12 protein-coding genes are annotated in these 12,364 nt (G+C 46.8%); 8 read left to right on the forward strand and 4 right to left on the reverse strand.

Annotation, left to right across the window (positions count from 1 at the left end):
- Nucleotides 1–5: 5 nt before the first annotated feature.
- Entirely contained in the window at nt 6–1,439 is a 1,434-nt protein-coding gene (locus tag K3G25_RS19420; protein WP_232489476.1) for an ABC transporter permease, read from the reverse strand.
- A 212-nt stretch (nt 1,440–1,651) separates the two neighbouring features.
- Between K3G25_RS19420 and K3G25_RS19425 the strand changes: the two genes are divergently transcribed.
- From K3G25_RS19425 to K3G25_RS19440, 4 genes are all read left to right on the forward strand, one after another.
- The gene (locus K3G25_RS19425; protein WP_014416901.1) at nt 1,652–2,335 is read left to right on the forward strand and encodes a two-component system response regulator YclJ; all 684 of its coding nucleotides are present in this window, start codon (nt 1,652–1,654) and stop codon (nt 2,333–2,335) included.
- Nucleotides 2,322–3,749 (forward strand): two-component system sensor histidine kinase YclK, encoded by a 1,428-nt coding sequence (locus tag K3G25_RS19430; RefSeq protein ID WP_100261600.1) that lies wholly within the window; start codon nt 2,322–2,324, stop codon nt 3,747–3,749. Before K3G25_RS19425 ends, K3G25_RS19430 begins: the two co-directional genes overlap by 14 nt.
- A 158-nt stretch (nt 3,750–3,907) precedes the next feature.
- Nucleotides 3,908–5,056: a Rap family tetratricopeptide repeat protein gene (locus K3G25_RS19435; protein WP_014304340.1), complete on the forward strand. Its 1,149-nt coding sequence runs from the start codon at nt 3,908–3,910 to the stop codon at nt 5,054–5,056.
- Complete coding sequence (locus tag K3G25_RS19440; protein ID WP_003156334.1) at nt 5,040–5,159, forward strand: phosphatase RapC inhibitor PhrC; 120 nt, start codon at nt 5,040–5,042, stop codon at nt 5,157–5,159. The genes K3G25_RS19435 and K3G25_RS19440 overlap by 17 nt, the downstream gene beginning before the upstream one ends.
- A gap of 150 nt (nt 5,160–5,309) precedes the next feature.
- On the opposite strand, the gene K3G25_RS19445 is transcribed toward K3G25_RS19440, so the two are convergent.
- Together K3G25_RS19445 and K3G25_RS19450 are read right to left on the reverse strand one after the other, a co-directional pair.
- The gene (locus K3G25_RS19445; RefSeq protein ID WP_369878517.1) at nt 5,310–5,420 is read right to left on the reverse strand and encodes a YjcZ family sporulation protein; all 111 of its coding nucleotides are present in this window, start codon (nt 5,418–5,420) and stop codon (nt 5,310–5,312) included.
- Between the two features lie 79 nt (nt 5,421–5,499).
- Nucleotides 5,500–6,864, reverse strand: coding sequence for an aspartate kinase (locus tag K3G25_RS19450; RefSeq protein ID WP_014416903.1), 1,365 nt, complete (start codon nt 6,862–6,864; stop codon nt 5,500–5,502).
- 413 nt (nt 6,865–7,277) lie between these two features.
- Here K3G25_RS19450 and K3G25_RS19455 point away from each other — a divergent pair, with 413 nt between their 5' ends.
- The 4 genes from K3G25_RS19455 to K3G25_RS19470 are packed head-to-tail and all read left to right on the forward strand — an operon-like array spanning nt 7,278 to nt 10,886.
- Nucleotides 7,278–8,231: an ABC transporter permease gene (locus K3G25_RS19455; protein WP_015239156.1), complete on the forward strand. Its 954-nt coding sequence runs from the start codon at nt 7,278–7,280 to the stop codon at nt 8,229–8,231.
- On the forward strand, nt 8,221–9,168 hold the full coding sequence (locus tag K3G25_RS19460; protein ID WP_014416905.1) for an iron chelate uptake ABC transporter family permease subunit: 948 nt from the start codon (nt 8,221–8,223) through the stop codon (nt 9,166–9,168). Before K3G25_RS19455 ends, K3G25_RS19460 begins: the two co-directional genes overlap by 11 nt.
- On the forward strand, nt 9,162–9,920 hold the full coding sequence (locus tag K3G25_RS19465; protein WP_022552588.1) for an iron ABC transporter ATP-binding protein: 759 nt from the start codon (nt 9,162–9,164) through the stop codon (nt 9,918–9,920). The genes K3G25_RS19460 and K3G25_RS19465 overlap by 7 nt, the downstream gene beginning before the upstream one ends.
- A 21-nt stretch (nt 9,921–9,941) precedes the next feature.
- Nucleotides 9,942–10,886: a siderophore ABC transporter substrate-binding protein gene (locus K3G25_RS19470; protein WP_021495116.1), complete on the forward strand. Its 945-nt coding sequence runs from the start codon at nt 9,942–9,944 to the stop codon at nt 10,884–10,886.
- A gap of 41 nt (nt 10,887–10,927) precedes the next feature.
- Here K3G25_RS19470 and K3G25_RS19475 read toward each other — a convergent pair whose 3' ends face one another.
- On the reverse strand, nt 10,928–12,352 hold the full coding sequence (locus K3G25_RS19475) for an MDR family MFS transporter (protein ID WP_121984532.1): 1,425 nt from the start codon (nt 12,350–12,352) through the stop codon (nt 10,928–10,930).
- Nucleotides 12,353–12,364: the final 12 nt, after the last annotated feature.

Below are 12,364 nucleotides of genomic sequence, written 5' to 3' on the forward strand. Positions count from 1 at the left end.
TCCTCTTATTCCTGCTTGGTCAGGATCGTTTTAGGGTGAAGCCGCATGACTGATACAGACGGCAGTAATGTGGCGATGACGGCAATTGCGACGCCGATCCCGCCAAGAATCAGAAGGTCATTCAGCGAGACGTTTACCTGCATTGTACTGATGACATCCGCGCCGGATGAATGCTGACCGAACATGCCGCCTCCCCGCAGCATTTCTCCTCCGCCCCAGCCGCTTGTTTGCTGCGAATCACCGGCTGAGCTGACCTGCTGGGAAAGAAGCTGATTTCCGAGCTGATTCGCCACAAGGCTGCCCGTGACGGATGCGATCCCGATGGCGATAACCGCGACAACCAGAATTTCCGTTAAGAATTGTCCGATGAGCTTCCAGCGCTTTTCGCCGATCGCCATCAAGACACCCATTTCATACTTGCGTTCCCTGATCGACATCATCACGATCAACCCAAGAATGACCGCGCCCGCGATGGATACAAGGTATACCACGTTTTTAGAAAATGACGCGACATTTTCAATCGGGCCGACCATTTGCTGATACACCTGATCATTTGTCGTCAGCGCGTAGGTTTTATCATCTACAGATGTTTTTTTCGCAGCCGCAACGAATGAGTCAATATATTTGGCATCATCCATATAATAAACGGCTGAGCTGATTTTGTTTTTGTTATCAGACCCTTTTAACGCCGCCGCGGCGGTGTAAGGCGTATAGATTTTATTGTCAGGATTTAAGAATGAAAAATGCTGTGCCTGATCGTCTCCTGATGATGTTGTTTTATAGATTCCCACAATTTTAAGCTTCGTTTTCACAGAATCATCCGCTGCTGAGGAAACGGTAATGGAGCCGCCGACCTTCAGCTTGTTTTGATCTGCCAGCGTTTCATTAATCACGGCGACTTTTGCGTCCGCATCTGTTTTTGTGATGGCGCGTCCGTCAGTGATTTTTGAGCTCCCGTCCGTGAAATCATCAAGCAATGCCGTAGAGAGCACGCCTTCGATCGAGATATTCGCTGAAATCATCTGTCTTCCGCCACCTTGAAAACGGCCGGCGCCGGAACTGTTATCGGCTGATTCGCCTGAGCTTTTTATCGCATCAAAGCTTTCTGCATTTGCTGACGCTGTCGTGAGGAAGTTGTAATTTTTAACATGCTGTAAAGATGTAAGCTTCTTGGCATCTGAGACGGGAATCGGCGTTGATTCAAACGTCCTCTTTTCACCGTCTTTTTGCTGCTGCGCTATTTGCTTTTGGCGGTCAGCCTGGAGTGTGACGCTCCCGCCGAGCTGCTGCCTTGCCAGTTCGCTTGATTTCTTTGCCGCTGACTGGATCGCAAGACCGGACAGGACAAAAATGCAAATCACTGAAAACACAACCAGCTGCAAAAATGTTTTTCCCTTTTTTGCCTTCATGCTCCAAAAGGCTCTTTTTATAAAGTTCATGTCTGTTCCTCCGTATGGATGTCAGATCTTGTAAAACCGGCCTTCTTTAGCACCGGCCATCCGATATGTATATAGTAGGAGAAATGTATGAAAAAAATATGAACAAACTATTTCCGGGTGATGAAATAAAAACTAACATTTGTGAAACCCGAAAACATCCGGGTAAAATGGTGCTATTATAAGAAAAAGCGTCAAGATAAGCGGAGGAACAAATGAAGATATTAATGATAGAAGATAATATAAGCGTATGCACCATGACGGAAATGTTCTTTTTTAAAGAAGGGTTTGAAGCCGAATTTGTCCATGACGGAGTGGAAGGCTATCAGCGGTTTACGGAAGAGGACTGGGATTTGGTCATTCTGGACATTATGCTTCCATCCATGGACGGAGTGACGATCTGCCGGAAAATAAGAGAGACGAGCAGTGTGCCGATTATTATGCTGACCGCAAAGGACACGGAGTCTGATCAGGTGATCGGGTTTGAAATGGGGGCCGACGACTATGTCACCAAGCCGTTCAGCCCGCTGACACTAGTAGCGCGGATTAAAGCGGTGATCAGAAGATACCGGGCGACGGGGCAGGCCGTAAAAAGCGACGACTTGATCGAAACGGCGTGTTTTTCAATCAATAAGAAGACGCGGGAAGTGTTTCTGCACGGAAAACCTGTCGAGAATCTGACGCCGAAGGAATTCGATCTGCTCTTTTATCTCGCACAAAACCCGCGCCAGGTTTTTTCGAGAGAGCAGCTGCTTGAGCAGGTGTGGGGCTATCAATTTTACGGCGATGAACGTACGGTTGATGTTCATATTAAACGGCTGCGCAAAAAACTGTCCAGTGACGAAAAACCGTTTTTATACACGGTGTGGGGGGTAGGATACAAATTTGATGAGGATTAAATACTTATATCAGCTGCTGTTAAGCCATGTCAGCATTTTGATTTTGGCCTTTTTCATCATCATTTCCCTGTTTTCGCACTTTGTGAAAGATTTTGCGTATCAAAATAAAGTGGATGAGCTGTCATCTTACGCCCAGCAGATCACAAGTGAGCTGAACGGCCGCGATCTTGATCTGCGCCGCCTGTATCCGTATCAGGACATGTTAAAAACGCGCGAGACCAGATTTATTATTTTTGATGAACATCAGCAGCCTTACTTTTTTCCTGACGATATGCCGCCGCGCGAGAAGCTGAAAAGTAAAGAGTGGCACATGCTGAAGCAAGGGAAAACCGTTCAGATCAGAGCAGAAATGAACCGTTTTAATACGGAAGGATTGGAAGTATCGCTTGTCGCAAAACCGCTTTTTATCAACGATCAATTTAAAGGAGCGGTGCTGCTCGTGTCTCCCGTCAGAGGGGTCGAGCAGATGATCAGTCAGGTCAACCGCTATATGATTTACGCGATCATCAGCACCCTTATCATCACGATTCTGCTGAGCTGGCTTTTATCTAAATTTCACGTCAAGCGGATTCAGACATTGCGGGATGCGACCGGAAAAGTGGCATCCGGTGATTACGATATTTCGCTCAAGAACAGCGGCGGCGATGAAATCGGCATGCTGGCGTCCGATTTCAACATCATGGCCAAAAATCTGAAGCAATCGAGAGAGCAGATTGACCGCCTCGAAAAACGGAGGCGCCAATTTATCGCCGATGTCTCCCATGAGCTGAGAACGCCTTTGACGACCATTAACGGACTTGTGGAGGGGCTTAACAGCAACACCATCCCGGAAAAAGATAAAGAGAAATGCTTCTCGCTGATCAGCGAAGAAACGAAGCGGATGCTCAGGCTCGTGAAAGAAAACCTGGATTATGAAAAAATCAGATCCCAGCAAATCAAACTGGACAAGCTCAGCCTGCCGCTCATCGAGGTGTTTGAAATTATTAAAGAGCATCTCAATCAGCAGGCGGAGGAAAAACAAAATCAGCTGCGGATTCAAGTGGAGGACGGCGTCAAAGTGTTCGCCGATTATGACAGGCTGATCCAGATTCTCGTCAACATCACGAAAAACAGCATACAATTTACGCAAAAGGGAGACATCACGCTGCGCGGGTATGAAGGCTATAAAGAAACGGTGATTGAAATCGAAGACACCGGGATCGGCATCTCCAAAGAGGAAATTGAGCATATATGGGAGCGGTTTTATAAGGCGGACGTGTCCCGGAGGAATACGGCATACGGCGAATACGGACTCGGCCTGTCCATCGTCAGGCAGCTCGTCGAAATGCACAAGGGTACGATAGATATTAACAGCGAAAAAGGAAAAGGCACGACCTTTACAATCCGCCTTCCGCTGAATACGAAAAATGAATAATCTTGAAACCGGCGGTCCCGTCTGGCCGCCGTCTGTTTTAACTCCACTCGGAAAATTGCGCTCTGCCGAAACAAAGTTTGCGTGTTTTTCGGGATGGAAAGAGACGGAAACGTGATAAAATAACTGGTAAACAGGTCTTGGATGGGGAGGGTGAAGGAATGAAGAGCGGGTTAATTCCTTCTTCAGCAGTCGGGCAGAAAATTAACGAGTGGTATCGATACATCAGAACATTCAGCGTGCCGGATGCGGAGATCTTGAAAGCCGAGATCAAACAAGAGCTTGACCGTATGGAGCCTGATTCGAACTTAGTGCTTTATTATTCCCTCATGGAATTTCGCCATCAGCTGATGCTGGACTACTTGGAGCCGCTGGAAAAACTGAAGATAGAAGACCAGCCGACCCTGTCGGAAATTCTTGATAACATTGATAACAGCCAGGCCGGCCTCAAAGGGCTTCTCGATTATTATGTCAACTTTTTCAAAGGCATGTTTGAATTTGATAAAAGAGAATTTATCTCAGCGATTACATATTATAAACAAGCTGAGAAAAAACTGGCCTTCGTATCGGACCACGTGGAACGGGCGGAGTTTTATTTTAAAGTGGCCGAAGCTTATTATCATATGAAACAAACGTATTTTTCTTTGATACATATAAAAAACGCTTATGAAATTTACGTAGAGCAGGACACATATAACGTCCGGATCATTCAATGCCATTTTGTATTCGGCGTCAATTTAATGGATGAAAGGCGCTTTGAACAGGCGGCCAAACATTTTCAGCACGCTCTGCAAATGGCCGAAAAAGAACAAAAAGCGCAGCTTGTCGGGAGGGCGCTGTATAACCTCGGACTGTGCTACTACAATCAGGACCGCATCGGTGAAGCGATTCCGTACTTTGAACGGGCGGTCGATACATTTGAATCACAAAGAATCGTCAATTCTCTTCCTCAAGCATATTTTCTAATCACACTCATTTACTTTAAACTCGGAAAAAAAGAAAAAGCGTCGGAATATCACAAGCGGGGATATGAATATGCTAAAGAAACAGACGATCCCGTTTACACGGTAAAATTCGAATGGCTGCAGGCTCTGTATCAGGCGAAACCGGATGAGGAAACAATCAGCGCGTGTTTCCGTTACCTGGAAGATAAAAATTTATACGCCGATATAGAGGATTTAGCACTAGAAGCAGCTAAATATTACTATGAACAAAATTGCTTTAAAATTTCTTCTGACTATTTTCTGAAAGTCGAAGAGGCAAGGAAACAAATACAAAGGAGTGAGGGTTTGTATGAAATTGAAATCTAAATGGTTTGTTATTTGTTTAGCAGCCGCCGCGATTTTTACAGTGACAGGTGCAGGCCAGACAGATCAGGCTGAATTCCATGTAGCTGAAAGAGGAATGACGTGAGAAGAAAATAACCTGAACAAAGGAAAAGACTGCCTGGGAATATTCCCGGCAGTCTTTTTTTTTGCGCGGCCGGGCTCGGACAGCGGCGGAAAACAAAAGAAAACGCCGCAGGTCAAAACCCGCAGCGTCCTCATATAGACGGAGTGATGCTTAGAAACCGCCAACGAAGGCAGTACCAACAATAATCAACAGGATAAATAAAACAACGATCAAAGCGAAAGAGCTGACTCCTGAATATCCTGACATGAGCTTCACCTCCATATTGTCTATACCATACAATATGTAAAAGAAGCTGCTTTGTAAGGGATATTAGTGGACAAGAGAAAAAAGAGGCGGTGTCCTATGAGAGTAAGACTCCGGCGAAAAATTCGTCATACAGCGCCCGCACCGCGTGTTTTTCCTGTTCTTCTTTCACTCCGAACATCATGCTGACTTCCGAGGACCCTTGATTGATCATCTCGATGTTGACGCCGGCTTCCGACAGTGCTTTGGATGCCCTGGCGGTTGTGCCGACATTATGGCGCATCGCTTCCCCGACGACCATAATCAGCGCCAGATTGTGCCTGACTGTGACTTCATCTGCTTGAAGCTCCTGCTTCAGACGGGTGACGAGCCTGTGTTCCAGTTCTGAGTCCATCTGATTGTGCCGAAGGATGATTGTGATGTCGTCAATGCCGGATGGAACGTGTTCATACGTCAATCCTTCTTCCTCCAAAATGTGAAGGGCTTTGCGGCCGAAACCGATTTCCCGGTTCATTAAATATTTGCTTATGTAAATGCTGCAAAAGCCCGTGTCGCTTGCGATGCCGATGACTGGCCCGTTCGTATTGTCACGGCTGCTGACGACGCGTGTTCCTTTCGCATCCGGATTATTCGTATTCTTAATCTGAACGGGGATGCCGGCCCGAAATGCGGGAATCAGCGCTTCATCATGAAAAACGGAAAATCCGGCATAGGAGAGCTCACGCATTTCCCGATACGTCAGTTCGTTAATTTCTTTCGGATGCCGCACGATTGACGGGTTGACGGAATAGACGGCGTCCACATCAGTAAAGTTTTCGTACAGGTCAGCTTTTAAGCCGTTGGCGAGAATGGAGCCGGTAATATCAGAACCGCTCCGGGAAAACGTCACAATCTCATGCTCCTTCGTGTAACCGAAAAATCCCGGAAAAATGATCAAGCCTTCACGGTTTCTCAGACGGTACAAATGATCATAAGACTCAGGGAGCACCTGCGCGCTTCCGGGTTCATTCGTCACAAACAGCCCCGCTTCTTTCGGACTTACATATTCCGCTTTAACGCCCTGGCGCCGGAAGTAGGCTGCGATCAGCTTCGCGTTGTTGTCCTCGCCGCTCGCCTTCACCGCATCCATATATTGTTCGGGATTGGTTTTACAGCTGTTTAAGAGAGCGAATAGGTCACTGCGGATTCTTTCTATAATAGAGAAATCCAGGTTCAGCTCCCGCGCGATGGCTGCGTACCGTTCAATGACCGTTTCGGCAAGCTCGGGTGCTGCACCTTTTTGCAAATAATGCTCCGCACAGCGGATTAACAGATCCGTCACCTTTGTATCGTTCGAGAAGCGTTTTCCCGGTGCCGATACGACGACGGCTTTCCGCGCGGGATCAGCCGTCACGATTTGAAACACTTTCTCAAGCTGGGCTCCTGACGCAAGAGAGCTGCCTCCGAATTTTACAACTTTCATGATTTACATCCCCTAATATTTAAATTTTCTCACAAATTTAATTTTTATTATCTCTCTTTCAAACATGTAAATCAAGGATTTTTTCTACGTGGGGAGAACATTTGTATTTTCATGGAGGAATTTTGCCGCTGTTTGTCAGATTTGTTTCCCTTAAGCGTGTCATCATGTGCAAAAAATGATAAGCAGCCAAATGAAGGTTATAGAAAATCCTGCAAATTCTTGATAGACTGATTGTAAGACAATTTAGTGTACGGCCCGCGGATGACCGCTTTTGAAAGCAAAACTGTATTGACTGCGCTTGGAAAGATGATAAGATTATAATTGTCGTTGATAATGATAATCATTACGAGTGGGATATATGGGAGTTGTTTGGCAATCAGTCATACCGTTTGTGATGGGTGCAGGGAGGCAGCATGAAGCTACGTTACTTACTTTTGCTACTGGCGGTTTTGGCGTGTACTTCTATATTTATCGGTGTAGAAGATTTGTCGCCGCTGGATATTTTTCATTTAAATAAAGAACAGGCAGGTACATTATTTGACAGCCGGCTGCCGCGTTTGGTGAGCATTATCATCGCCGGCATGAGCCTGAGCATCTGCGGATTAATCATGCAGCAGATCAGCCGGAATAAATTTGTATCGCCGACGACTGCGGGAACGATGGACTGGGCAAGGCTCGGAATTTTGATTTCATTAATGCTTTTTACGTCAGCGAGTCCGCTTGTGAAAATGTCTATCGCTTTCGTTTTCGCGTTGGCGGGAAATTTCCTTTTCATGAAAATCCTCGAGAGAATCAAGTTCAATGATGCGATTTTTATTCCTCTCGTCGGTTTAATGCTTGGGAACATCGTCAGCTCAATCGCCACGTTTATCGCATATAAATACGATCTGATCCAAAACCTGTCATCTTGGCTGCAGGGAGATTTTTCACTGGTCGTCAAAGGCCGGTATGAGCTTTTATATCTGAGTATCCCGCTGGTGATCATCGCTTATGTGTATGCGGATAAATTTACGGTGGCGGGAATGGGAGAGAGCTTTTCCGTCAATCTCGGCCTGAAATACAAACGCGTCGTTAATATCGGTCTGATTATCGTGTCGCTCATCGCTTCACTGGTGATCCTGACCGTCGGGATGCTGCCGTTTCTCGGTTTGATCATTCCCAATATGGTGTCGATTTACAAAGGGGACAACCTGAGGAGCAGCTTGCCTCACACCGCTCTGCTGGGCGCTGTTTTTGTGCTGTTTTGCGACATTTTGGGAAGGGTGATCATCTTCCCGTACGAAATTTCCATCGGCCTGATGGTCGGTGTTATCGGCAGCGGCATCTTCCTGTATATGCTGTTAAGGAGAAAAGCATATGAGTCATAATAAAAAAATTACGCTGCTGGCGGCGCTCGCCATGATATGTATCGGATTCTTCCTGTTCTACGGACTGGGCAATTGGGAATACTCCCTGCCGAGACGATGCTTCAAAGTGCTTGCCATGATGCTTACCGGAGGAGCGATCGCGTTTTCAACGGTCATCTTCCAGACGATTACAAATAACCGCATACTGACACCGGGCATTTTAGGCCTCGATTCCCTGTATATGCTCATTCAGACCGTCATCGTGTTCCTGTTCGGTTCAATGAATATCGTCATGATGAACAAAAATCTTAATTTCGTCATCTCCGTCGGGCTGATGGTGCTCTTGTCACTCGTTTTGTATCAGCTCATGTTTAAAGGCGAGGGGCGGAACGTGTTTTTCCTTCTGCTTGTCGGCGTCGTGTTCGGCACGCTGTTCAACAGTCTGTCATCCTTTATGCAGATGCTGATTGATCCGAATGAGTTCCAGGTTGTTCAGGACAAAATGTTTGCCAGCTTTAACAATATCAACACCGATCTTTTATGGTTTGCCGGTGCTGTCTTTCTTCTGACGGGCATTTATGTCTGGCGGTTCACGCGGTTTTTTGACGTGCTGTCGCTCGGCAGGGAGCACGCCGTCAACCTGGGGATTGACTACGATAAGCTTGTGAAACAGATGCTCATTGTCGTCGCCATTCTTGTGTCTGTCTCTACGGCTCTTGTGGGGCCGATTATGTTTTTAGGACTGCTTGTCGTCAATCTGGCGAGAGAGTTTTTAAAAACCTACAGGCACACGTATTTAATCGCGGGTTCTGTCCTGATCAGCATCGTCGCGCTCGTCGGAGGCCAGTTCGTCGTGGAGAAAGTGTTCACGTTTTCCACGACGCTGAGCGTCATCATTAATTTTGCCGGCGGGATTTATTTTATCTATCTGCTGTTAAAGGAGAATAAATCATGGTAGAGGTCAAAAATGTAAGCAAACAATACGGAGGGAAAGTCGTCCTTGAGAAAACGTCTCTATCCATTCAAAAGGGCAGGCTCACCTCATTTATCGGTCCGAACGGCGCGGGAAAAAGCACGCTGCTGTCTATCATGAGCCGGCTGATTAAGACGGATTCCGGGGAAATCACGGTCGACGGGCAAGAGATCGGGGCCTGTAAAAGCAACGATCTGGCGAAAAAAATCAGCATCTTGAAGCAGACGAACCAAATCAATATCAGACTGACAATTAAAGACCTGGTCAGCTTCGGCAGATTTCCGTATTCCCAAGGGAAACTGACGGATGAAGATTGGGTGCATATCAACCAGGCCCTCAGTTATATGAAGCTGGATGATTTAAAGGATAAATACCTCGATCAGCTCAGCGGAGGCCAGTGCCAGAGGGCATTTATCGCGATGATCATCGCTCAGGATACCGACTATATTTTTCTCGATGAGCCGCTGAACAATTTAGATATGAAGCATTCCGTTGAAATGATGAAGCTGTTGAAGCGGCTTGTGGAAGACTTCGGAAAAACGGTCGTCGTAGTGATTCACGATATCAACTTCGCATCCGTATATTCAGACCATATCGTCGCACTGAAAAACGGCCGGATCGTCAAAGAAGGGCCGGCGGAGGAGATCATTGAAACCTCCGTGCTTGAAGATATTTATGATATGACCATCCCGATTCAAGAGATTGACAGTCAGCGGATCGGTGTGTACTTTTCTTAAAAACCAGATGAGGTGAAAACCATGAAAAAAATCGCATTGCTATTCATTGCGCTAGTTACGATTTTTGTTGTTTCTGCATGCGGAAACGGGGACAAAACATCAGGCAAATCAAAAGAAACAATCACAATCAAAGATGACCTGAACAAAGAAGGAGTCAAAGTGCCGAAGAATCCGAAAAAAGTCGTCGTATTCAACTTCGGAATGCTGGACACGATGGATGAACTCGGTTTACAGGATCACGTGGCGGGACTTCCGAAACAAAACCTTCCAAAATACTTATCTTCATATAAAAGTGATAAATACGCCAATACCGGCGGTTTAAAAGAACCGGATTTTGAAAAAGTCGCGGATATTGATCCGGATTTAATCATTATCGCCCACAGACAATCTGATTCTTATAAAGAGTTCTCAAAAATCGCGCCGACGATTTATCTTGATGATGACTATACAAACTACGTTGACAGATTCAAGCACAACACCGAAGTGATCGGCAAAATCTTTAACAAAGAAAATGAAGTGAAAGATAAGCTAGCGAAAATTGACAAATCTATTGCGGATCTGAAGAAAAAGACAAGCAGCACGGATAAAAACGGGTTAGTGGTGATGGCGAACGACGGCAAAATCAGCGCGTTCGGATCTAAATCAAGATACGGCTTCATTCATGATGTGTTCGGCGTCAAACCGGCTGACAAAAACATTGAAGCCTCACTGCACGGACAAAGCATTTCCTATGAATATATCGCCAAAACAAACCCTGATTACATGTTTGTCGTTGACCGCGGAACAGCGATCGGCACAAAATCTTCAACAAAACAAGTGGTTGAGAATGATTATGTAAAATCGGTGAAAGCCGTGAAAAACAACCATGTTGTCTACCTTGATTCAGCTACATGGTATTTATCAGGAGGCGGCCTGGAATCCATGGCGCAAATGGTGAAAGAAGTAAAAGACGGAATCGAGAAGTAAAAAAAGAACCCGGTCACATACGTGATCGGGTTCTTTTTGGTTTACCGCGTAACGGCCTGCTGCTGCTCGGGCTGACGCGGTTTTTTCTTCAATATAAAAGATAGGAGGAAGCCGGCCAGCGCGATGCAGGCGGCTACGACAAATGCCGCATTCATGCCGTGCAGGGCGGCGTTTGCCGGAGTTGACGCATTTGCGTGCGCGGCCTGGCTGCTCATCACGGAAACTAAAAGCGCCGTACCGATAGAACCGCCGACTTGGCGGACGGTATTGTTCATGGCTGTGCCGTGCGGAATTAAGTGGCGCGGCAGGGCGTTGATTCCCGCTGTCGTTACCGGCATCATAATCATGGCTGTTCCCAAAAGCCGCGCGGTATAAACGACGACAATCCAAATGAGAGACGTCGAGTCCGTGAGATTCATAAACGGCAGGGACGTGAGCAGGATGATGAAGAATCCGGTCATCGCAAGGCCTTTTCCGCCGATTTTGTCAAACACCCGGCCGATAAACGGAGACATCATCCCCATCACAATCGCGCCCGGCAAAAGCATTAATCCGGTATCAAACGCGGATACGCCCCGGACTTTTTGCGTGTAAAGCGGGAGAATGGTTTCCGTTCCGATCAGCAGCGCGAAAACAAGCGTTCCGAGCAGGGTGGTCAGGCTGAAAATCCCGAAAGAAAACACGCGGAATTCCAGCATCGGTTTTTTGAGCTTCATCTGTCTTGCGATAAAGAAAATCAGCGCGGCCGCTCCGACAAGCAGTGAAGTCAGCACTTCAGTACTGGTCCACCCTGATGAACCGGCGCTTGAGAAGCCGTAAAGCAGACCGCCGAATCCGAGGGTCGATAAGATCACAGATAAAATATCAATCTGTGTTTCTCGTAATGTCGTGACGTTTTTCATCAGAATAATCGCTAAAAGCAAATCGATGACTGCGATCGGGAAGATAATATAAAACAAAGACCGCCAAGAGAATGTTTCGACCGCCCAACCGGAAAGCGTCGGGCCGATCGCCGGCGCGAACGAAATAACCAAGCCGACCATACCCATGGCGCGGCCGCGCTTTTCCATCGGGAAAATCGTGAGAAATACCGTCTGCATGAGAGGCAGCATAATTCCGGCGCCGGCCGCCTGAATAATCCGGGCCGTTAAGAGCACCGGAAAGTTCGGGGCGAATGCGCCGACAATGGTGCCCGCCGTGAAAATACTCATGGCGGAAATCAAGAGGGTGCGGCTTGTGAATTTCTCTATTAAAAACGCGGTAATCGGAATCAAAATCCCGTTCGTCAGCATAAACGACGTTGTCAGCCATTGCGCTTTGTTGGCGTCTATATTGAAGTCATTCATAATGTGCGGCAGCGCCGTGATAAGCAGTGTCTGGTTCAAAATGGCGACGAACGCACCCGCCAAAAGAATCCCGACAATGACAGAGCGGTTGTATGGTGCAGTTTTAATACTCTTATTCAAGCTGATTCCTTC

It is taken from the genome of Bacillus sp. FCW2 (assembly GCF_021228595.1).
GTDB classification, from domain to species: domain Bacteria; phylum Bacillota; class Bacilli; order Bacillales; family Bacillaceae; genus Bacillus; species Bacillus velezensis.